This window comes from Peptoniphilus grossensis, assembly GCF_001940285.1.
GTDB lineage: Bacteria > Bacillota > Clostridia > Tissierellales > Peptoniphilaceae > Peptoniphilus_A > Peptoniphilus_A faecalis.
In genome coordinates, this window is record NZ_MJIH01000001.1 from 1,108,089 (window position 1) to 1,132,246 (window position 24,158).

Below are 24,158 nucleotides of genomic sequence, written 5' to 3' on the forward strand. Positions count from 1 at the left end.
TAATTTACAAATCTAATAAAATTTGGCTTAGATACAAAAATTTTTTTGCATAATCTTAATTAAACTAGTAAACTTTTTGAATCTTAGATGATATAATAAATGTATTTAGATCATTATATAATATAATAAAAGATATTTTAAAAAGGATGTCTCTATATTATAATAATGCTCAGACATTAAAATTAAAGGGAGGTATTTATGAAATTAAATAGGAGATGTTTGGCATTTTTTATGGCGCTACTTATCTTATTGACAAGTTTTCCTGCGAATATCTTTGCATATTCAGGCGAACCTAATTTTAAAATAGATGATTACGACAATATAAAAAATGACAAAGTACATTATATTAACAACGAAGATGTAGAGGTCAAGGAATTTGACAAAGACCCTACAAATAAAGATGAGGCAAATAATCAAATAGCAGATCCGCCTGTGGATGAAAAATACACATTACAAGTGGACTATTACATTGATGCAAATGGTTTTAAAATTCCTAAATTTCAACCTTATATAGTATCTGTATTTAAAAATGGAAAAATGGACATAGATAAAACTGTGGACCTTCCAATCATAGATGGATATACTGCGCCAACTCCGAGATATACTTTTTCAAGGGCAGAGGTGGCTAATTTTAAAGATTATACAAAGGGATATGTATATACACCAAAGGAAACAGAAGTAAAGATAGTTCATCTTTTTCAATCTTTAACAGATCCGGAAGTCTTTGAAAAGAAAAAGGAAACAATAAGTTATGCTAAAGTTGGAACTAAATTCACTTTTTATGCATTGCAAAAAAGTGAAACTCCCGGATTTTCTCCAGAGTTTTCAAGCTTACATGTTCAAGTGCCTGAAAGTACTAAAGACTTTCAAGTTGTATTTAGATATTTAAGAGATGCCAATACTGTTACCTACAACACATCTGAAGGCGCTACTAAAATAAGAGCAAAGAAATTATATTATGAGCAAAATATTCCAAATGTAATTGAACCAAAAAAAGAGGGTGCTACTTTTTTACATTGGATTGCAAATCGCGATCTTTTAAAAAATGACGGAAGTACAGTTAAAAAGGGAGAGCGCATAAGGAATGAAGATATAGAAAATCTTAAAATGCCTTCAGAAGATTTAGAATTTAAAGCTATTTGGAAGGAAGATACAGAAGCAGATTATACAATTCTTTTCTATACTGAAAAATCGGACTATGACCCTTCTGCACCTTTTAAAGAAAGATACGACTATGTTGGCAGCAAGAAGATTTCAAAGGGAGAAGTCGGCACATCTCCTGACCTTTCAAAAGTAACTCCAGATGGAATAAAGTTCCCAGATATTGATGAAACCATTACTAGTAATCCAACTGAACTTGCAAAATACTATCATAGAAATGAAAACTTAATAAAAGAAAAAAATGCAGGTGAAGATGGAAATCAAAAGCTAATTTCATCTACAGGAAAGACTGCATTTAGTATCTACTATGATAGAGAAGTCTATGAGCTTGTATTTGAAATGGCGAAAGGCACTTTTCACCCCATCATCACTAAAAACGGAGTAAAATATGATGCGAAAACCAATCCATATACAATAAAGGCTCGCTTCAATCAATCATTGGCGGCTGCATGGCCAAGGGACAGTGAAATAGAGGGCTGGACGAGAAACAATTCCGGTCAAGGCTGGCTTATAAATTATGGTAATTATATATTTAGAGATACGCCGCCTTATAGGCTTTCAGCTTCTGATTTTATAAATGCTGTAAATCAAGAGGGAAATAGCTTTTTAAGTAGAACCGGCGTTAAAATTGGACCAAGGCAGATAAGTTTAGGGATTGCCCAAGCACCAGTTAGAAACAATCATCCTTTACATGTGGATTTTTTCAAAGAGGATTTTGATGGAGTTTCTAAACTCGATTCTTCAATGTATTATTGGAAGTCCGACACTAATTATGCCGGCTATGAGTTCTCACTTCCTGAACTTAAGGGTTTTAAAGAAGCTTATCCTAAAAAAAGACAAATAAAATACGAAAAAAATGATTCTTTTTGGGAAACTATAAATAACGGAAGACCTGATGGGCAAGTTCAATATGTAGACATGCTTGGCGGCCAAAGAGCAAATAGTAATGGATATTTAAAATTAGAATATAAAAGAAATAAATATGATTTGATACTACGTCCAACAAAGGGCAATGCGACTACAATGCAAGTTCCTTATGACAAACCGCTAAGGGATTTAGACCTAGACACAAAATATGTGCCGAAAAGACCTCAAGGCATTCCAGATACCTATGAATTTAAGGGCTGGGCATTAGACCCCGTAGGTCAAAATTTGGTAAAGGACTCCGCACAGACTATGCCAAACTACAAGTACGATCTATACGACCACTGGGCTGAAAAAGATATTAAGTGGAAGGTTACTTTGGATCCAAATGGCGGAAAATTAAATGGATCTAGCGAAAAGGTAATTGAAACGGTAAACAATGGAGCAAAGATAAGTCTTCAAAGTAAACCGACTAAAGAAGGTTCTACTTTTGCCGGCTGGGAATTAGTGCTTTTTAAAAGGGATGAAAAGGGTCAGTTAATACTTGACGGCAGCGGAAGTACTACAATAGATACAAGCTATTTTGACAAATATCATGTGCCAATAAGGTATGCAGAAGATAATCCAGTAGCTGAAGATATTTATCTAAAGGCAATGTGGGTCGCTACAAATAGAACCTATGCTACTAGTTATCATCATTTCTACGACCTTCAGGGCAATGAAATTTTAGATAAGAAGCAAAAAATTAAACTTGAAAACTTGACAATAGGCGAATATGCAGCAGCTATGGCTCAATTTACAGGAGAAGATTGGCTTTTAAGAGATGATATGCCAAATAATGAATATTATCAAACTAAAATAATAGATAGAAATCCTGAAAATAATAAATTTGATTTCCATTATAGGCCTTTTAGAACAAGACAGTACAATATCAACTACATCGACCAAAATGATAAAAATATAGTCCCACCGGAAAAAATTGAAAATGGCAAAAAGGATTATGATGCAGTGTCTTATAGAAATATACCGGGCTATAAATTGACATCAGCTCCTAATGTCGAACTTTCATTTGAATTGAATGAAAAGGGCGAGCTAACTAATATTAAGGGCTATGGAGATGGCGATGTTATTACAAATAAAGATAGCGTAAGCTTTAAATACGAAGACATTCGTGTGTTAAAGAGAAAATCAAAGGAAGTCGTAACTCCTGATGGATATCACAGAGTAATCTTTAGGGCGGATGAAGGCGGAAATATTTCATTAGGCGATAAAGATCAAGGTGTGAAGGAGATTATATACGATGTAATTGACGGACTTGAATTTAAAAAGCTTCCAAAGGTCAATGCCTTTGCCGATGATTCCGGAAATTATGAATTTGATGAATGGAATGACGAAAGATTTTTAAATGACAACACGCCTATAAGAGAAGACCATATATTTACTGCTAAATTTGTTTTAAAATCAAGTGGAAATGAAAAAATTGTGCCAAAGGGTTCTACTCCTACTGCAAAAGATTTATTGACTAATTATGAAGAATTGGAAAAGGCGGGAGCAAGATTCTCCTTTGAACCAGTAGACACTTCAACAACTGGAGAAAAGACTGTTAACGTAACAATCCACTATCCAAGTGGCAAGACTGGCACTGTAACTGCAAAAATAAAGGTAGTTCCAATTGTGGAAGAAGTTACAGATCCTAATGAGGAAGTCCCTAATTACTACACAAGGGTAATTTTTGATGCCACAGAAGATGGTAAGTTAAATGGAACAGATAAGACTACAAAAGTTTACAATGTTTATAAGGGCACAAATTGGAAAAGGACAAAATATGAAGGGCTTTCTATTCCTAGTGCAGCTTACAAAGACGGCACAAAATCCTTTGACAAATGGAATACCCTTCCTGAAGATAACTTTGAAGTAAAAGAGCCTTTGACAATTAAGGCAAGTTATGCTGATGTTAAAACTATAATCCCCTACGACCCGAGCGATCCAATGGGAAGACCTGATGACAGATATGTGAGATTGACTTTTGAAGGAACAAAGGGGATAAATCTTTCCGATGTCAAGTCCTACTATATTAAAAAGGATGCTGGAATAACTCTTGGAGATGCAAGTATTATTAAGCCTACTCAAAAGCCAGAAATCGGATATGCCTTTAATGGTTGGGATAAGGATGATGCTACACCAATAAACACTGACATCGTGGTAAAAGCTAAGGCAGTGGAATTAGAAGATGTGATTGAAGTAAAAGACGGCGTAAGTAGCCCAGAGGGTTATGTAACTGTAAAATTTATTTCAGGTGAAAATGGTGCAGTTGTTGAAAAATCCTACTATGTAAACCCAAATAAATATGTAACACTTACTCCGCCAACAGAGAGTGAAATAAATCCCAATACGGGCTATGAATTTTCTGCGTGGGACAGAGATGTTACTCATAATCAACAATATAAAGTAGACACTGATATAAAAGCTGTGTTTTCTCCTACGGGTGCAATTTCAACTACTCCTGTTGATGGTTATAGCAAGATAACTTTTGAAATAGAAGGCGAAGGCGGAAGTATTGTAGGGGAAAGTACAGTATATGTCGACCCTAATAGAATGGTAACTCTAAAAGGACCTAAGTTAGATGTGGAAGTCGGATATTACTTTGACTCTTGGGATCCTCCTATAAATCAAACTACTTTTAGTGCAGATACTATCATAAAGGGAAGATTCAAGGCTTATGATGATATAATTCCAGAAAAAACAGATGACGGAAGTACAAATTCAAAACCTGAGGGTTATGTTGAAGTTATATTAAATAATGGAGACGACGGATATATTAAAGATGATTTAAACACGGTCTTTTATGTAAATCCTAAGAAGAATAAAACTTTGGGAGATATTTTAAGCAAATTTGTCGACACAGATGTAATTGCTTTCACCGGATATAAGTTTGATGGCTGGGACAAAGAAGCCGGTGAAAAGATCGACGGAAGCGAAGGGACAATTTATGTAACTGCCGACTACACTCCTCTTAAAAATGTAATCCCTGAAAAAGATGAAAGTGGCAATCTAAACAAAATTCCTAAGGGATATGTGAAAGTTGTCTTTGACACTACGGATAAGGGAAGCATTAAGGATTCCGCAGATACAATTAAAAATGTATATGTAAATCCGACTGTTCCCGTAAAGCTTTACGATTTTAAACCAAATATAGATGCTAAAACTGGTTATGAATTTGTGGGTTGGACAGAAATCATAAATTACTCAGTCTTATACAGTGGTGGAGAGGTAATCACCGCAAGATACAATGAACTAGAAAATGTCTTAACAGAAGAAAAACCGGGCTATATAAAGGTAACTTTAGATTCCGGTGAAGGAGGAAACTTCAAAGAGGGCGCTCCTACAACTTATTGGGTAAAACCAAAGGTTGATGTTACTATTCCTCAAACAGAAGTAATAGAAAAAACTGGAAAGAAATTCAAGTCTTGGGATAAACCTCTAACTATGAATATAAGTGACGGAAAAGAAGTTACAATCACTGCAACATATGACGACATCGACCCAATTCTTCCTGCTGAAGGAGAAAAACCTAAGGGCTATGTTACAGTTGAATTTATTACTGACGGCAATGGAAAACTTTCCGGAACTACTAAGTACTATGTAAATCCTAATGCAGATGTCGATTTAACTAATAAGGCGGAAGGACTTGGATTTGAACCCGCTATTGGCTATGAAAAGGGAACATGGGAAGGCTCTATGACAGGTCCCTTTGCTGAAGGAATGAAGATAAAACATATCTTTAATAAACTAAAGGATGTTTATACAGCTGATGAATCGACGGATAAACCTAAGGGCTATGTTACAGTTCTATTTATTACTGACGGCAACGGAACTCTTTCTGGAACAACTAAGTACTATGTAAATCCTAATGAAGGGGTTAAATTAGGAAGTGGAGTAACAGTTCCTAAGTATACGCCAAATCCAAATTATGTTTTCGACACTTGGCGTGAAACTTTAGATATGGATAGTGAAATAACCGGCGACAAAACCTATGTGGCAACCTTTAAGACTGACAAAGTAACACTAACTTATGTTGCAGATAAAGACAATCCTCAAGGTGTAAGCGGAGATGTTCCCGTTAAAACCGATGCCGATATTAATCAAACTATAAGAATTGCCAATGAAGGAAATTTAAATAAGCCAAAGGCAAGATTTGTCGGTTGGAAAATTGGAGATGTGGTTTATCAACCGGGCGCTGAGTTTAAAATCACAAAGAATGAAATTGCCTATGCACAATGGGATGAAACAATGAGCGAAGTAAGCTTTGAATTTATCTCTCAAGATGATAGACCTTTACCTCAAGGAGTAATAGAACAAAAACCTCAAAATATTGAAAAGAATATTGGAGAAGAATTTACACCTCAATACAAGTTTAGCGAAGTAAAAATTACCGATCCAAACGACCAAGGAGTTTGGAGATTTGTAAGCTGGAGACCGGAAAGCTTGTCTATTGATAAAGATAAGGCTAAGAATGTCTTTACAGGAACTTGGGAATTTGTCCCAAGAGGAAAAGTAAATTATGTTTTCGACTATGTATTTAAAAATGGCGAGGAAGAAGTTTTAAAACCTGAAGCAATAAGTGCCGACTTAGTAGATAGCATAGAAAAATATGAAGATGAAACTCTTGATATGCCAAATTATATCGGCGAGTATCCTGATACAGTAGATGACGTACCAGGAGTATGGAAGTTTGCCGGCTTTACAAAATCTTCCGAACAAGCGGGCGAAGTGCATTTTATCGGTACTTGGAAATTTATTTCAAATGAAAAGGTGCTTGTAAGATATGAATACAAATTCGTAGATGAAGATGGCGTTACAGAAATTGAAAGACCTGCTGATTTCACACAGACTCCACCAGAGGGCAAGGAAATTTACAAGTCACAAAATGCAGAAGTTCCCACAACTCCAGTAGCAAATACTGAAGAAAAAACTGACTTTGCGACATATACTTTCTTAGGTTGGGAACCTGCTTATGAACAAGAAGATGTACAATCTGATGTTACTTTTGCAGGAACATGGAAAGTTGTAAAATTCGACAATATAAAATACGATGCAAAAGCTAGCATGATTACAAAAAATTATGGAGAAAATACTACTCCAGAAGAAATAGCAAATAGCATTGAATTAGTAGGATATAAGGGCGACAGAAGTGCGGTAAAATTTGAAATTTCTGATGAAACGACAATTCCTAATGGAAATCAAGCTGGAAGATTTTTTGTAAGAGTGGATGTAACTTATCCAGATGGAACTAGTGATAAAGTTTATGTTAGAATTTTAGTTAAAGACCCAATCAAGCCTCATGAGCCTGAGCCTAGTTATCCAGATGAACCTTACTATCCATCTGAACCTTATACTCCATGGCGTCCAACTTGGCACGAGCCTACTCAAAGGACTTTTGCTCCTTTGACACCAATTGCTCCAAAGGTTGAAGTTTCTAAAGTTGAACCAAGGGTAGAAAGACATGAGGCATATATCTCTGGCTATCCAGATGGCACAGTTAGACCTGATGGAGAAATCACGAGGGCAGAAGTGGCTGCTATATTTACAAGGTTGGCAGAAAAAAATACTCAAGGATCCTTTGTGGACAAGTTTAGCGATGTAAAACAAGGTGATTGGTTTACAGAAAGTATAATGAAATTGACTTCTAAGGACATCATAAAGGGATATCCAGATGGAACATTTAAACCTAATAATAGCATTACAAGAGCTGAGTTTGCTGCTATTGCATCAAAATATATAAATGACAAAAAACTTGCAACAGAAAGCTTTGTAGACGTACCTTCAAATCACTGGGCAAGAGATGTAATATCACAAGTTAAGGCACAAGGTTGGATCACTGGATATTCAGATGGAACATTTAAACCTGATGCACCTATCACGAGAGCAGAAGCAGTATCAATAGTAAATAGAATGTTTAATAGACAGGCTGATAGAGCCTTTGTAGATGAAAAGTCCTTTGAATTAAGAAAGTTCAAAGATTTAAGTACTTCTCATTGGGCATACTATGATATTTATGAAGCTACAAATACTCACTACTATGAAAAAGACGATCATGGCGTAGAAAGATGGAACAAAATAGCAAACTAATTCAATAATTAAGACAAAAAGGAAATCGGAAAAGTCCGATTTCTTTTTTTATGTTAATTTTCACAAGGATAGACTCTACTATTGTCATAGAAAATTTATCCACTTGTTTTAATGAGAAAATATAATTAGACTTTATAAAATATATTTTTGTATAAAAAAAGGAGGCTAAACCTCCAATTTTACAATCAAATACAATTACAAGACAGTTTTTAATTCAATACTAAACTTGAACTATTTTATCCCCTTCATCTAAAGAGTCCACAAAGGTAAATACATAATAGGCAAGGCATAGATTTATGCTTCCAAACAAAGGCGTTACCCAATCTCCTTCAAGTGGAGAATTCCAAGCGAAATGTAGTACAATAGGTGCTATTATGAAAAATAATGCCTTAGATTTTGGAATAGAAGTTTCTTTTTTCAAAAGAGCTATAAGTCCAACTCCAAAGACTATTGCAAAATCCATATGACTGCCCAGTGCATTGGACACTCTTTCAAAGGCTATTGAAAAACCCGTATTGGTTTCGCCAAAGGTGCTTTGAAAAATATATGCGAAGTCCTCTAAAACTTGAAAGCCAAAGCCGGAAATCATCCCCGATATAAAAGCATCTTTTAAAGAAATCTTTTTGCAGAAAAAGTATGTCAAAAGGACAACTATTCCCTTTGCTATTTCTTCTGTAAAGGGTGCTGTCATAGCTGCTCCCCATTTGCTGAGTATTTCCTTTGGAACATTAAGTGAAAATAGCAATAATGAAATTAGTGAATTGCCTTGACTTGCTAAATACAAGGGTATTGTAAATCCAAATATAAGACTTAGTAGCACGACTTTGCCCGAAACATTAAATCTTTTTACTAAATAATATATAAATAGGGCAACAGGTATGGCATATAGGAACACTGTGCTTGCGGCAATGAGAAATATGGGAAATAATGCCTGCGACTTGTCCTTTTCTGCAAATTGAACAAAGTAATCATTAAATCCTATAAATACTAAAGCCAGGGTTATAATAATCAAAAGATTGCGTCCATAAATATTAATAAATTTTTTCATGTAATCCTCCCAATTTTTAAAATGTAAAAACTGCATAATAAAATGTAATCTGATTTAAAATATATTTAAAAATTAGGAAGAATAATAGCTAAAAATGTCAAACCCTAAAATCGCAAATCATAAGTATATTTACGAATTTAAAAGTTTGGCATTAAAAATTTGCATCTTCTCTAACTTTTTATGTTATAAAAATAACATTGTATATGTAAAAAGTCAATATTTTTGTTATGAAAATAATGTGTCAAATATGCAATGCTCCAAGGCAAGCGCCGCAAATATATTGAAAGCTAATTTTATTTTTAGTATAATTTTTATGGAAAATATGGCGTGCTTAAATTAAGAACAAGTTTACTTGTAAATTTTATTTTATATATTAAGTGTATACTCACATAATATATTTTTCGCCATTATAAAATATAAAATAACTCGGAGGTCTAATGAAGAAAAATTATACTATTTTATCCCTATACTATGTCCTAATGGCATTGGGCTTATTTGTTTGTAAGCATTTTTTAAATACACCCTATGATTCATCTAATTTTAGTGAAAAATTCTTGCCCTTTATGATATTATTGTCCCTATTGGTCTTATATTATGGATTAAAAAATAAAGATCAATTAGTTTTATCAAAGAGCAAAAGCCCAAGTTATCTTCTCTCTGCCCTTATATTTGTCCCTGTAGCTGGTTTTGGAGTTTATTCAATAATAAAGAGTTTTAGTCTTAATTTAGCTTTCTTTATTCTCATTGTTGACACTGCCCTCATTGGCATAGCAGAAGAAGGGATGTTTAGAGGCATAGTATTAGGCGGATTAGTGCGAAAAATTCATCCAGTATTGGCAATTTTAATATCCTCCTTTTTTTTCTCTTTGCTGCATATATTAAATATATTAGGAGGTTTGCCTTTTTCTGAAGTAACAAATCAAATGCTATCCACCTTTATTATGGGTGTATTTTTGGCAGCAATGTATTTAGATACAAAAAATATTATTTTTCCAATAATATTCCATTCCCTTTGGGACTATATATTGTTGAGCGAAAGCCTTGCAGATATATCCTTTTTACCTTTACTCCTTATAGGTATAAATGTAGGTGAGATAATTGTTTCACTTTTAATAATTATAAAATTAATGAAGGCAAGTAAACAATTTTATATTTAGCTTCTAAAAAGTAGTGAGTTTTCACTACTTTTTTCGTAGTCGAATATTAGATCACACAAAACTAGAGTAGAATGCCTTCCCCTTTGCCCTAATTTTAAATTCCCTACTTATTATGTTTTGTTTAATAACTTACATATCAATATAATTAATTAACTATGAGTTTATTTTTGTTGCACTTATCTGATATTTTATACTTGTGTCGCCTTTAATTTTAAAACTTATAAAATTAAAAAAACCACATTTACTGTGGCTCATAAACAAATTCAAACTATTTTTTATTAATTTCTTTATATAATTTTATTTTTATCGCTGCCTTGTATCCAAATTCAATAAGATCCTCAAGAAATTCTTCGTCATTTAAATATTCCTCATCTATTTCTTTTTTACAAAGTATTTTATCAATTTTATTTACTTTATTTACCTTAAAAATTTTTCTTCTTCTTTAAAGACCTTTTTATTTATATAATTTTCTCTTCCAAACATCTCGTCTATTGAAACATCAAATAACTCTGCAAGATCAATTATTGTTTCTCTGTCTGGAAATCTTTCATCCGATTCATATCTTCCAATTGTCGGCCTCGATAAATTTAACTTTTCAGCTAATTCCTTTTGTGTAAGATTATTCTTTATTCTTAAATTCTTAATATTTTCTCCAAATGTCATAAAATCACCTATTCAAAGATTAATTAAAATATATCACAAGGGCATTGTTATTTTATTTAATGTGCCAAATAGACGACTATTTTTGATTTCGCCCTTGACAAGTTCCATTTCGACACCTTATAATAGTTTTATAGAATTCTATTCTTTATCTAATTAAAGAAAAAATAATTATCCGGATAATTCCATTTATGAGGTGAATTTATGGAATTTACATTATGGGATTTATTACAAGACACAGCATTACTTGGATTGTTAATGATATTGGGTCAATTTTTAAGAGCTAAGGTAAAATTATTTCAAAGTTTACTTATGCCCGCATCTTTAATTGGTGGGTTCATAGGACTTGCTCTAGGTCCAAGTGGATTTAATATTTTGCCTTTTTCTGATCAATTGTCAAAATATTCTGGTGTACTTATTGCAATTGTATTTGCTTGTACTCCTATAGGTGATGATTCTTTTACAAAGGAGGACTTAAAGGGAGTTGGGGGATTCTTTTATCAAAATACAGGCATTTTAATGCTTCAATATGCAGCTGGAATGGCTTTAGCTCTAGGTGTTTTAAACAAATTTTGGGATCTTCACGATTCCTTTGGTCTAGTACTTGCCACAGGATTTTATGGTGGTCATGGAACTGCGGCAGCTCTAGGAGCTATGTATAAGGATATGGGATATCCTGAATTTTTGGATTTAGGAAATACTTCTGCAACTGTCGGGCTTGTTGGTGGTATCGTTGTAGGAATGATTTTAATTAATTGGGGAACAAGAAAAAAATATACAAACTTTGTTGATTCTCCTAAAGAACTTCCTGACGAAATAAAGCGAGGCGTTATTCCAAGAGATAAGCAAAAATCTTCTGGAAATCTCACTATTTCTAATATGTCATTGGATTCACTTGTGTTTCACTTATCCATTGCCTTATTTGCTGCTTATTTAGGAAGAGTTGCTTCTAAATTCATACAAAGTAAAATTGATTGGCTGTCAATTCCAGTATTTGTACTAGCTCTTGCTGCTGGTTATCTAGTTCAAGGATTTATCAAAATTACAAATACTCAAGAATATGTAGATAGAGCTACTATGCAAAGAATTAGTGGGTCATCAACGGATTTATTAGTTGTATCCGCTGTTTCTTCATTAAATCTTGGGGTAATTAAATCAAATTTAGCTCCGCTTACTATTACTTTTATATTTGGCTTTGTATTAAACATCTTATGGTTCTTGTGGGTAAGTAAATATTCTTCATCTAAAAACTGGTTTGAGAGAGGAATACTAAATTTTGGAAGATCCAATGGTGTTGTTGCTACAGGGGTTTTATTAAATAGGGTTGTCGATCCAGACCAAAAGTCAAGAGGTCTAGAAGATACTGGTCTTACAGATCTATTAAATCGTCCAATAGCTATTGCTTTGCAAGTTCTGCCTCCTCTTTTTATAAGTTTTGGCGGCAAATATCCATTGTACACAACACTTGTAATGTGGGCTGGCTTTATTGTGCTCACAGTTATAGCTCTCGTGCTTAAATGGTGGACACCAGGAAAAATGCAAGGAAATCAACATAAGTGAGGTGTGCTATGAATTACGATATTATACATTTTGAAGCTTTAGGAAAAGAAGCTGACTATTTGGAAATAGAAACAAATAATTTAATTAAAGAAAACATTTTACCAAAGGATTTTAAATCATTAATAACTCCTTTAACGGTACAGGAATATTTATCAGAAAATAATATTGAACTGCCTAAAATAATAACTATAAAGACTCATTCAATTTTACCTGATAATTATATAAACAGTAAGAATAAAAACAATGTAATTACAAGAAGTGCTGGATATGATCATCTCGAAGAATACCAAGATAAATTAAATATCGCATCTCTTCGAGAATATTGCGTTAATGCTGTTGCACAAACTGCACTAAAATTTGGATTATGTACTTGCGGTTTATTAAATGAATATGTTAAAAACACTGCATCTTTTGAAAGAAATAAAACTAATTCCTTCATGGAAATTAGTAAGGACAGAACTGTAACAGTTTATGGAGTTGGCAAAATTGGCTCTAAAGTATATGAGTATTTTGAAGCTGTAGGTTTTAACATGCAAGCCGTTGATATTAGAAGTGAGGATTTAAAACTTCAAGAAAAATATAAGGATTTTAACTTTATAAGCAAAGAAGATGCCATTGTAAACTCTGATATTATAGTTAATGTAATGAATTTAACTAAAATAAAAAATTCAAAATTTTACAATGTAAATTATTTTAACGAAGAATATTTGAGAAAAAATAAAAAGAATTTTATTTTTATCAATGTTACTAGAGGAGAAATTGCCCCTGAAAATGTTCTTTTAAAATTATACAATGAAAATAAAATATTGGGTTTAGGCTTGGATGTGTTCAGCCATGAATCTGAACTTACAAAAGATCTACGAAATCAAAATATTTCTAGGGATATTGATGTTTCTGCTGCTAAAAAAATTATAAAGGATTCCCTTTCTTTAAAGGAAAATTTTTATGTACAAGCCCATCAAGGTTTCAATTCTGATTTAGCTGCCAAATCTAAAGCTCATGAAGCTATAGAACATTTGAAGTATTGGTATCTAAATAATAAAAATGGATTTAAAGAACAATTGCCTTATTATTAAAGATCGAAATAAAGTTATTTTATTTATAGTTTTAATTGCATTACTAAATTTTGTTTTATTGCCAATAGATTCCTACCTTCAAAATAATTATATTTATAAAGTTTTAAATTTGAAAGATAAAGAATCCTTAACTTTGGAAAGCAAAAAAACTTTTTATCTTCCTAATGTATCGGATGAAATAAACATCTTTGAATATAATGTAAAGGATAAAAAAATTTATGATTCTCTTGATTTTGATAACAAAGATTTAGATGCATTTAAAAAAGACAAAAATTTTATGTTAATATTGTCCCATCTCAATTTACAATCATTTTTAAAAAATGACCTTCCAAAGGATTCTATTACAACTTTATTATTTTTTAATAGAAGATTGAATAGCAATAACTATTACATTAAGGATCTTAAGGGATGGGACTTTATTATAATAGACAAATATAAAAACAAGATAACTCTTGTAAATTATGTTAAATCAAGTTTTACCCTTTCTTGATATGATTTTAAGTCAGATTATATGTCTGACTTATTTTATTTAACAAAAATTTATACTTTACTCCACATTACTAGCTCTATTTTTCTTTTAATGAAATACTTTCCATAATATGGTATAATTTTATTTGGAAGGTGAAAAAATGATTCAAAGTTTAGTTAAGGCTGCCAATGTTTTAGATGTGTTAAAAAATGAAAATCGAGAGCTTACTATTGCAGAAATATCTGAAATTTTAAATATACCGCCTAGCACAGCTCATAGAATTTTATCTACTCTAATAGAAATCGGCTATGTTTCTAAGGACGAAAGGACACACCTTTATGGACTTGGACCATCCCTTATACCTCTTGGTATAAAGGCATCCTCAAAACTAGATCCACAGGATGTGGGAAAATCTGTATTAGAAAATTTATCCGAAATAACAATGGAAGATTCCTTTTTTGTTATAAAATCTGGAGACAAGGGACTTATGCTGTCAAAATCAGAAGGCAAACATACGTTGAAAATCGTTGAAAATTTTGGAATTGAAATTGATCTTCACAAGGGTGCAATTAGAAAGACAATTCTCGCTTTTCAACCTGATGATTACATCAACTATTATTTGAAAAAGGATCTTTCAAATTATTTAGATTCGCCAGTTGATAAGGAAGAGCTACGAAAAGATTTAATGGAAATAAGGAGCAAAAAAATTTCCGTATCCGACTCAGAATACATTGAAGGTGCAATAGGAATTGGTGCTCCTGTTTTTAATTATAAAGATGTTTTAGTGGGAGCAATTGGTGTAGTAATTCCAAAGGAAAGGGTTACGGAAGAGACAAAGAGAGAATATATAGAAGCTGTTAAAAACTGCGGCATTGAGTTTTCAAAAAACTTGGGACATTCAGAGGTTTAATAAAGTTGTGTCATTTAAATTTGGCACAACTTTTTTATTTGTTTTGAAAGTGGTCAATCTTTTAAAGAGATTAATTATTTGTTAAAATGTATCTAGGAGGTCATTATGCCAATACTTAGTTTAACAAATATTAAAAAATCCTACATTGACGAAGAAACTATTAAAGATGCTAATTTAATAGTGGAAGAGGAGGACAAAATTGGCCTTATTGGAATTAATGGAAGTGGAAAGTCCACCCTTTTTAATATAATTACTGAAAACTTATCCTATGATGATGGTGAAATTTTTAGAAAAAAAGATTTAAAAATCGGATATTTGGAGCAACAACTTAATTTAAATCAGGAAGGCAGTATTTACGATAATTGCCTTTTTATTTTTAGAGATTTAATTGAGCTTGAAAAAAATCTTAGAGAACAAGAGCACATTATAGCAGAAAATCCTAATAATTTGGAAGAGGAATTAAATAGATATCAAAGTATGCAAGATGAGTTTCACAAGCGAGATGGCTATTCCTTCCACTCTAGGATCAGGGGAACTTTAATTGGGCTTGGATTTAGCGAGGAGGATTTTGATAGGGACATATCAACTCTTTCTGGTGGGCAAAAATCTCGTGTGGCTCTTGCCATGCTTCTTCTTGAGGATGCAGATCTTCTCCTACTAGATGAACCTACAAATCATTTGGACATAGATGCAATTTCTTGGCTTGAAAAATACTTAAAGGATGTGAACAAGGCAATTATTATAATTAGCCACGATAGATATTTTTTAAATAATATTGTGTCAAAAATTGTCTTAATGGAAAAGGGAGAAACTAAAACTTATTCTGGCAATTACGACAATTATATGAGGCAGAGGAAGAAAGATTTTGAGGTTTTAAAAAGACAATACGATGATCAGCAGAAGGAAATTAAAAGGCAAGAGGAAATTATAAAGCGCTACCTTAGTCTTGGTCGCGATAGATTTATAAAACAGGGCAAAAGCAGAAAGAAAATGTTGGACAAGATGCAAAAAATCGAAATGCCATTATCAAATAAAAAAACAAGTCTTTCCTTTACTACAAATAAGACTTCTGGCAAGGATGTTTTAGAGATTAAAAATCTTTCAAAATCCTTTGGCGATCACTTAGTTTTTCACGACTTAAATGCCTCTGTCTATAAAAATGATAAAATTGGACTTATCGGGCCCAATGGTGTGGGCAAGTCCACTTTATTTAAAATCATCGCAGGAAAAATTAGACCAGACTCTGGCGAAGTAAAAATTGGATCTAATGTCGAAATTGCTTTTTTCTACCAAGAACTAGACAATTTAAATTTAAATAACACAGTCTTAGATGAAATTTGGGACGAATTTCCAAAGCTTGAACATTTTCAAGTGAGAAAATATTTGGCTGAATTTCTCTTTGTTGGTGACGATATTTTCAAAACCATTGACGAACTTTCTGGTGGTGAGCGTGGAAGGCTTTCTCTATTAAAAATTATGTTAAAGGGTGCAAACTTTTTGGTCCTTGACGAACCTACAAACCACTTAGACATTGATTCAAAGGAAATACTTGAAGATGCTCTTCTTAAATACGAGGGCACTGTCCTTTCCATTTCTCACGACAGATATTTCTTAAATAAAACTGTTGACAAAATTTTTGAAATGAAAAAAGATGGCATAAATACTTTTTTGGGCAATTATGATTATTACTTGGAAAAAACTACTGAAGTTGAAACTTTTGAGGATAGTTACAAGTCAAAGACAGAAATTGCAAGGCAAAAGCGAGAGGAAAGAGAAGAAAGGAAAAAAAATAAAGAACTTAGAAGAGAAAAGGAAAAAATTGAAAATGAAATTGCAGACATTGAAGAAAAGTTATCCACAATAGATGAAAAACTTGCAAACTCTAATACTTACAAAGATTATCAACTAGCAAATGATTTATCAATAAAGCGTGAAACCCTTGCAAATACTCTCGATAAGCTTTATGAAATTTGGATGGAATTAGAAGAAAATTAAAAGATTTAAAAAAAGTTTTCCACAAGTATATTTGTGCCAACTACTTTATCCCCAAAGTTATTCACATTATCCACAGTTTAAGTAATATTTTTTTTAAAAGTAGTGCACAATTAATACACATTTTGAAAAAATTATCATTAAACAAAAAAAATCTCTAATCTTTCAAATTTTTAACTTAATTTTTACAAAAAATATACAATATTATCCACAGATATGAAAAGTTATCAACTTCTGTGGATAAATAAAAGAGCTGAAAAAACAGCTCTTTTATTTTGATTTTAGTTTGTGAATCATGTCCTCTGCAGGATCTAAAATTTCAATATTCGTTAATTTTTTAAACTCCTCTTTCATGTAGGGAAAGTGGGTGCAAGCTAAAATTATTGCATCTGGCTTTTTTTCCATGGAATTAAAAAATTTAAAAAGTTCCTTGAGACCAAGCTTTGATACAATATCTCTGGGCAAAGTTTTCTTTTCAATTTCTTCAACTATGGAAAGCATTCCAATGGAAATTGTGTTTCTAAAAATTTTCTCAGAGATTATTTTATCTATTCCATGGGCTGATTTTGAATTTGCTGCAAGTATTACTATGTCTTTATAGCGATTGTCGAGATTTTTGTAAAAGTCAAAGGGAGTTATAATTTCAATGTTTTGACTTTGAGTTAATTTGTCCACATCAATAGAGGCTGAAAGAGAATTGCAATAGATAAAAATTTTTTCTGCCCCTTCATTTTTTGCCTCAACTATTTTCTTTTCAACAATATTTGTTAGCTCATCCTTTGAATAATATTGAAGATGCGATTGCTCCTTTGGATTTTTTGAAATGGGAAAACTAAGGGTATCAAATCCTCTCGACTTTAAAAGTTCAACTCCCATCCTAGTGTCGACAAAAGTTCCTGCAAATACTCCTACTTTCATTTCATCACTCCCTTAAAATAAATCAATTTTTTCTATATTTATTTTCTTTGTAAAAATTTTCCATAAATATTATATAAATGTTAATTTTTATTCCGCTGTCCTTTTCTTTTTTGTACTTGTGAAAATCTTTATGATTTCTAAGATAAATAAAATTATTATTCCAATAAAAAATCCAAGTAAGCTAAAGTTTTCTGTGCTTAATGCTGCATTTCCTCCTATAGTAGTTGGTCCCATTACAATTGCATAAATAGAACCTATAATCATGCCGATAATTAGGTAGAGCATCTTTCCTCTGCTTTTTCTCATTTTATCTCTAATAATTCTTATGGACATAAAAATTCCAAATAAAATTCCCAGGGACATTGCAAATAAGGACATGATCTTTTCAAAATTAAATCTTAAAACTTCACCCACAGCCTCTACTATGGGAATGTAAACTCCTGCAATGAGAAGTATTGATGAGCCAGAGATGCCTGGCAAAACCATGGCAGAAATTGCCACTGCTCCCGATATAAATAAATAAAAATAGTCAAAGGTATTTGGATTAAATAAGTCAAAGTTCCCTATGAGTTTGCTCTTGCTCCTAAAATAAACTAAAAGGGCAACTACAAAAATTCCAATAAAAATAAAATAAAATTTGTCTTTATGCTTTTTTAAAATTTCTATTTCGCTTTTTATGACAAAGGGAAGGGACATAATAGTTAGTCCCAAAAAAACAGAGCTCATAAAGTAAATTTTACTTTGGAATAATTCTGACAAGAAAAAAATACTAAGAAGTAGTCCAAATAGCCAGCCTAGTCCCAAGTTTAAGAGATAAAAAAAAGAAGCTTTTCTCCCACCTTTTTCTCCTTCAAAGAATTCATGAAGAGATTCAATAAATTTATCATAAAATCCCAGTATAAAGGCAATAGTTCCGCCACTCACTCCAGGAACGGAGTCGGCTATTGCCATCATCATGCCGTGAAAAATATTAATTAACATAATTCCTCCATTTATATATGATAACATTTATGTGGAATTTTAATTATTAATTTATCGTAAACTTTCTTAAATTTTTATTAAAAATGCACAGAGTATTTGCTGTGCAATATTATAAAACTTCTTTATCTTCTATTAATCTTCGTAAATTTCTTCGATATTGTCTAAGTATATTTCAGAAAGCCTCGCCATATAGATGGGTGTAATTACTACAAATCCAATTATTGCAGCTATTCCAAGTATAGATACAATTATTATAATCAATGGCATAGTTTTTACAACTATCGCTAATAAAATTATAATAATACTTAAAATTATTGGAATCATGTAGACTTTTAATAATGTGATGAGAGTCTGTGAAAATAATCTTATTCCAGATTTAAAAATAAGTTTTATGTTTTGGGAAAAAGATAAATCTCTATATCTCTCATCTGCCATGACAAAGTTTAAATAAGCAAATATAAGTGAAATAATCGTATTAATCAAAATATATAAAATTGAAATAATGGGTATAATTTTTCCATTTTCCATATCACTTAATACCAATCCAGTCCCTGATGTTAAGGTTGAAAGTAAAAGTATTACAACACTAATTAATCCAATTAAAATATTCGCCAAAAAGACTTTTCCTGTAATTGTCTTTATTCCCCTTAAATACTCTGAAAAAGTGCCTTCTCTCGTGTATAAAAGTCCCCTGCAAACAACATAATTTCCAATCCAAAGAATAATAGGTCCAAGCATAGAAAGTTTATCGTCAAAAATATTGTCAAAAATTCCCGCTATAATTGCCATCAATAATAATATCAACATTATAGATCCATAACTATATTTTCTCATTGTATCCTCCTTTGTTTTTCATAAATATATTATCATAGTCGGAAACATAGTTAAAGTATTTATATTTTTATTGGTATCGATTTCATTTTGTGCTATAATAAATTTTAACTGAGGGGGTGAATTTTTATAGCTGAAGATTTAAAATTCAATTAAAATCGAGAGATAAAATTTATGTAAATTGAACTATTGCTCATGTTTTATTTTTAAATTTTAAAAATTTTTTATAAATATAATTTATATTTTTAATTTTTTAAAATAGATAATTCTGCAATCAATTTCAAATATCTCTTATTATAGGTCGTGAGAAGTTGCAATTTATAAATTTTCAAGCGAAATCTTCTCTATATTGGAATAATAATCTTATTATTTGCACTTTATATCATTTTTTAACTTATTAAAAAGATTAAATTTCCAGTGACCTTTGACAATATTTATAAATTTATAAGGAGCAATTATGGAAAATATAATTCAAACTATTCATGAAATAGGCAATTTAATCGGACAAAAAATGTATGGTGACGCTTTTTCCATGACTACAGGTCTTTTAAGCGATACTATCTATACATATCTTTTAATTCCTCTACTACTTGGCATTGGTCTTTACTATACTTTCAAGATTAGAGGCGGACAAATAACTAATATTGGACATGCTATAAAACTAATTTCAAAACCGGCAGAAAGTGAAAATGCTATTTCTCCTTTTAAGGCCTTTACAATTTCTGCGGCATCTCACATTGGTACAGGTAATATAGTAGGTGTTGCAGCAGCAGTATCTATTGGCGGTCCTGGTGCAGTTTTTTGGATGTGGGTTACAGCACTTATTGGTGGTGCATCATCCTTTGTAGAAAATACCTTAGGTCAAGTCTTTAAGGAAAGAAATCCTGATGGAACTTTCAAGGGTGGGCCTGCTTTCTACATGGAAAAAGCCCTTAAAAAGCCAAAACTTGCAGCACTATTCTCAATAGTAATATCTGTTGTATATGGTATTAACTTCAATGCGATGCAAGCAAACACAATTGCTGCTGGATTCAATTCATCCTTTGGACTTGACAAAAAAATTATTGCACTTGCACTTATAATAATTTCAGGTCTTATAATATTTGGAGGACTAAGAAGAATTGCCGATGTAACAAGTTTATTAGTTCCCTTTATGGCGATTATTTACATGGTAGTTGTATTATTTATAGTATTCAAAAACATCAAACTTGTTCCACATATGTTTGGACTAATTTTTGGTGGAGCTTTCTCACTTAAAGCTGGCTTTGGTGGATTATTTGGCACAGCTATACTAAATGGTATAAGACGTGGACTATTCTCTAACGAAGCTGGTATGGGTGCAGTACCTAATGCTTCAGCAGTAGCTGATGTATCTCACCCTGCAAAACAAGGTCTTATTCAAGCTCTTGGAGTATATCTTGATACAATCCTAGTGTGTTCAGCAACAGCTTTCGTTGTAATATTAGCAGGCGAAGGAATTTATGCCTCAGATTTACAAGGACTTGAAATTACACAAGCTGCTCTTGCAAAGGAAGTAGGTGGATGGTCAAATTACTTTTTGACATTCTGCGTATTGATGTTTGCATTCTCTTCAATTATCGGCAACTATTACTATGGTGAAAACAATATTTTAAAATTAAACCTTGGCAAAAACTCATTAAATATTTATAGAGTTCTAGTTCTTATAGCAGTTATACTTGGCTGCATTGGTGACTTTTCAATTGTATGGAACACAGGCGACGTATTTATGGGTATTATGGCAGTAATAAACTTAATAGTATTGATCTTCTTAGGAAAAATTTCTGTTGGCGTATATAACGACTACATTAAACAACTTAAAGAAGGAAAAGATCCTGTATTTAATCCAGAAGATGTAAGAGAACTTAAACCATACATGAGTGAAATCACTGCTTGGGACAAAAAATAAAATAAAATAAAATAAAAATTTAAAGTCGTAGCTAGTCTGCGACTTTTTTGTCGTAAAATTTTGTGAAATTTACTTGCTTTTTTAAAACCCTAGGATCTTTTGTATGTGTTAAAATAGAATAGAAGGAGGAAATCATGAAAAAAATATTTGGAATACTTGTGGCAAACTTTTTGTCCTTCTACATATTAGACATATTATTTGAAAATATTTATTTTACAAAACCAAGTGCCTTTGTAACAATGGCAATAATTTTTTCACTAGTAAATCTTACAATAAAACCAATATTAAAATTATTATCGCTGCCAATTACAATAGTAACACTGGGATTATTTTCCCTAGTTATAAACGCAGTAGTTCTCGAAATTGCCTTTAATCTAGTTTCCACTGCATATATCGGAAGCTTTGGCACAGCCTTTTGGGCAAGTATAGTTTTAAGTTTTATAAATAACTTTATAAGAGAAATAATTAGCAAAAACTTTAACTAAAAACGCAGTCCTATAAAGGGACTGCTATTTTTAATATATAATTTAGTGATTTTTTAAAATTTCAGTAGCGACCTCAAGCAAATCAATGGAGATATTAAAATTTTCGCAAAAAAGATTGTAGACAGCATCTTCAGAAAGAACGCCACAAAGTAAATTTTCTGGAAGTTCGCCCTTGTCATAACTTTCTAAATCATCAAAATATGTTTCTGAATTGTAGTAGTCCCTTAATTTTCTGTATTCATCTTGATGAGCTCCAAACCTTTCAAGGGAATCTCTAAGGTTTTCAATGAGTTCATTATGATCCCTTAAAATCTTTTCCATTTCACTAATTCTTTTTACAGGATCCATTACATCCCCCTTATTTAATAATATGACTTAATTTTTATCGAACTATTATATTATAAAAAAATAAAGGACAAAAGAAAAGGATAAACCACAGGTCTATCTTTTCTCGCCTTTATCAATTTTATATTACTCACTTATTTTATATAATGAACATGCTCAATAATATCTTTGTACACTTCTTCTTTTCTTTCATTGTAAATCACTTTGTTTTGTTCAAAAATATTATTGCCATGGCTGTCAATTGATACAATTAATGGTCCAAATTCTTCGACGTCGCATACCCATAAAGTTTCTGGCATCCCTAAATCCTTCCACTGCGCATCTACTATTTTATTTACTCTTGTGGCTGCCCAAACAGCATTCCCAGCAGGTATTACTACGTGAATGGCTTTATTCTTTTTGCAACCACGAGCAGTTCCTTCGCCCATACCACCTTTGCCGATAATTACTCTTACCCCTGTCTTATCTATAAATTCTTCTTCAAATTTTTCCATTCTCATTGAAGTTGTTGGACCAACAGAGATCATTTCGTAATTTCCATCTTTTTCTGAGATAATTGGGCCAGCGTGAAGTATTGCCTTATCACGAACGTCCACTGGTAAATCAAGCCCTTCTTCTATTACTCTTCTATGAGCAACATCACGACATGTAACCATCCTTCCTGATAAATATACTATATCTCCAACTTTTAAATCTTTAATATCTTCGGCTGATATTGGTGTTGTTAAAACTTTTTTACTCATAATTTTATCCCTTCATGGCTTAATATTTCATAATTCATCTCTTCGTCAAACAATATTGCACCTCTTCTATGTGACCAACATCCTACATTTAGTGCAACTGATAATACACTTGGATGTCTTGCAGTGTTTACAATATTGACGCCCATTACAGAATTTTCTCCTCCAAAACCTTGAGGCCCAATTCCAATTTTATTTATTCCATCTTCAAGTCTTTTTTCTAAATCTCTAGCTCTTTCATCTTCACTATGCTCTCCAACTTTTTTCATAAGAGCAAGTTTTGAATTCATCGCAGCTGTTTCAATTGAAGTTCCAATGCCTACTCCAACCAATAGTGGTGGACAAGCATTTAGTCCGTAAGATGTCATTCTGTCTAAAATAAACTTTACGACAGCTTCATAGCCTTCGCCTGGCATAAGAGTTACTCCTGCACCTGGAAGAGAACAACCTCCACCTGCCATATATGTGTAAATTTTTGCAGAAGATCCTGGAACAATTTTTGTAAATACAGTTGGCGTTCCCTTTCCTATATTTTTGCCAGTATTATATTCTTGAAAGGTTTCAACACTATTGTGTCTCAGAGGAGTTTCCATTGTAGCTTTATAAGTTGCCTCTCTCAAAAGTTCTTCTAATTTTGCTTTAAAGGGAAATTCTTCTCCAACTTCACAGAAAAATTGTAAAACTCCTGTGTCTTGACATGATGGTCTTTTCATTTCCCAAGCAAGTTCTTGGTTTTTCTTCATAGTTTCATAAATAGTTTTTGCCAATGGATTTGTTTCTTTCTCAGAAAGTTCCCTTAGCTTATCCTCTACATCCTTTGGAAGTTTCATACTTACAATGCCAACAAAGGATGCCATCTCGTCAATAAATTTTTTTTCTAAATTATTTCTATTCATTATTTACTC

General features: G+C 32.1%; 17 protein-coding genes. 9 read left to right on the forward strand and 8 right to left on the reverse strand.

Translation table 11 applies throughout. The features are described 5' to 3' along the window. Window positions 1-198: 198 nt before the first annotated feature. A complete protein-coding gene (locus BIV18_RS05415) occupies window positions 199-8,154 on the forward strand; it encodes an S-layer homology domain-containing protein (RefSeq protein ID WP_075659641.1) in 7,956 nt (2,651 codons plus the stop codon). A gap of 220 nt (window positions 8,155-8,374) precedes the next feature. Here the strand turns inward: BIV18_RS05415 and BIV18_RS05420 are convergent, their stop codons facing one another. After that, a complete protein-coding gene (locus BIV18_RS05420; protein ID WP_075659642.1) occupies window positions 8,375-9,202 on the reverse strand; it encodes a PrsW family intramembrane metalloprotease in 828 nt (275 codons plus the stop codon). Between the two features lie 437 nt (window positions 9,203-9,639). Between BIV18_RS05420 and BIV18_RS05425 the strand changes: the two genes are divergently transcribed. After that, a complete protein-coding gene (locus BIV18_RS05425; RefSeq protein WP_075659643.1) occupies window positions 9,640-10,359 on the forward strand; it encodes a CPBP family intramembrane glutamic endopeptidase in 720 nt (239 codons plus the stop codon). A 417-nt stretch (window positions 10,360-10,776) separates the two neighbouring features. On the opposite strand, the gene BIV18_RS10955 is transcribed toward BIV18_RS05425, so the two are convergent. Beyond that, a complete protein-coding gene (locus BIV18_RS10955) occupies window positions 10,777-11,022 on the reverse strand; it encodes a helix-turn-helix domain-containing protein (protein WP_235860795.1) in 246 nt (81 codons plus the stop codon). A gap of 201 nt (window positions 11,023-11,223) precedes the next feature. Between BIV18_RS10955 and BIV18_RS05435 the strand changes: the two genes are divergently transcribed. The 5 genes from BIV18_RS05435 (at window position 11,224) to BIV18_RS05455 (ending at window position 17,029) form a co-directional block, all read left to right on the forward strand. Continuing rightward, complete coding sequence (locus BIV18_RS05435; RefSeq protein ID WP_075659644.1) at window positions 11,224-12,579, forward strand: sodium/glutamate symporter; 1,356 nt, start codon at window positions 11,224-11,226, stop codon at window positions 12,577-12,579. Between the two features lie 8 nt (window positions 12,580-12,587). After that, a complete protein-coding gene (locus tag BIV18_RS05440) occupies window positions 12,588-13,655 on the forward strand; it encodes an NAD(P)-dependent oxidoreductase (RefSeq protein ID WP_075659645.1) in 1,068 nt (355 codons plus the stop codon). Continuing rightward, complete coding sequence (locus BIV18_RS05445; protein ID WP_075659646.1) at window positions 13,624-14,145, forward strand: hypothetical protein; 522 nt, start codon at window positions 13,624-13,626, stop codon at window positions 14,143-14,145. Before BIV18_RS05440 ends, BIV18_RS05445 begins: the two co-directional genes overlap by 32 nt. 139 nt (window positions 14,146-14,284) lie before the next feature. Further along, window positions 14,285-15,034 (forward strand): IclR family transcriptional regulator, encoded by a 750-nt coding sequence (locus BIV18_RS05450; RefSeq protein ID WP_075659647.1) that lies wholly within the window; start codon window positions 14,285-14,287, stop codon window positions 15,032-15,034. Window positions 15,035-15,139: 105 nt separating this feature from the next. Continuing rightward, the gene (locus BIV18_RS05455) at window positions 15,140-17,029 is read left to right on the forward strand and encodes an ABC-F family ATP-binding cassette domain-containing protein (RefSeq protein ID WP_075659648.1); all 1,890 of its coding nucleotides are present in this window, start codon (window positions 15,140-15,142) and stop codon (window positions 17,027-17,029) included. 267 nt (window positions 17,030-17,296) lie between these two features. Here the strand turns inward: BIV18_RS05455 and BIV18_RS05460 are convergent, their stop codons facing one another. The 3 genes from BIV18_RS05460 to BIV18_RS05470 all read right to left on the reverse strand — a co-directional run bounded on the left by BIV18_RS05460 (window position 17,297) and on the right by BIV18_RS05470 (window position 19,759). Beyond that, window positions 17,297-17,944 (reverse strand): aspartate/glutamate racemase family protein, encoded by a 648-nt coding sequence (locus tag BIV18_RS05460; protein ID WP_075659649.1) that lies wholly within the window; start codon window positions 17,942-17,944, stop codon window positions 17,297-17,299. 87 nt (window positions 17,945-18,031) lie between these two features. Continuing rightward, window positions 18,032-18,925: a DUF368 domain-containing protein gene (locus BIV18_RS05465; RefSeq protein WP_075659650.1), complete on the reverse strand. Its 894-nt coding sequence runs from the start codon at window positions 18,923-18,925 to the stop codon at window positions 18,032-18,034. A gap of 132 nt (window positions 18,926-19,057) precedes the next feature. Continuing rightward, on the reverse strand, window positions 19,058-19,759 hold the full coding sequence (locus tag BIV18_RS05470) for a hypothetical protein (protein WP_075659651.1): 702 nt from the start codon (window positions 19,757-19,759) through the stop codon (window positions 19,058-19,060). Window positions 19,760-20,213: 454 nt separating this feature from the next. On the opposite strand from BIV18_RS05470, the gene BIV18_RS05475 reads away from it, so the two are divergent. Together BIV18_RS05475 and BIV18_RS05480 are read left to right on the forward strand one after the other, a co-directional pair. Next, window positions 20,214-21,683, forward strand: coding sequence for an alanine/glycine:cation symporter family protein (locus tag BIV18_RS05475; RefSeq protein ID WP_178385775.1), 1,470 nt, complete (start codon window positions 20,214-20,216; stop codon window positions 21,681-21,683). 134 nt (window positions 21,684-21,817) lie between these two features. After that, on the forward strand, window positions 21,818-22,168 hold the full coding sequence (locus BIV18_RS05480; RefSeq protein WP_075659652.1) for a phage holin family protein: 351 nt from the start codon (window positions 21,818-21,820) through the stop codon (window positions 22,166-22,168). 42 nt (window positions 22,169-22,210) lie between these two features. On the opposite strand, the gene BIV18_RS05485 is transcribed toward BIV18_RS05480, so the two are convergent. The 3 genes from BIV18_RS05485 to ttdA form a co-directional block, all read right to left on the reverse strand. Next, entirely contained in the window at window positions 22,211-22,516 is a 306-nt protein-coding gene (locus BIV18_RS05485; RefSeq protein ID WP_075659653.1) for a DUF4298 domain-containing protein, read from the reverse strand. Between the two features lie 131 nt (window positions 22,517-22,647). Continuing rightward, window positions 22,648-23,256, reverse strand: a complete 609-nt coding sequence (gene ttdB, locus BIV18_RS05490) for a L(+)-tartrate dehydratase subunit beta (RefSeq protein ID WP_075659654.1) — start codon at window positions 23,254-23,256, stop codon at window positions 22,648-22,650. Further along, on the reverse strand, window positions 23,253-24,149 hold the full coding sequence (gene ttdA, locus BIV18_RS05495; RefSeq protein ID WP_178385776.1) for a L(+)-tartrate dehydratase subunit alpha: 897 nt from the start codon (window positions 24,147-24,149) through the stop codon (window positions 23,253-23,255). The genes ttdB and ttdA overlap by 4 nt, the downstream gene beginning before the upstream one ends. Window positions 24,150-24,158: the final 9 nt, after the last annotated feature.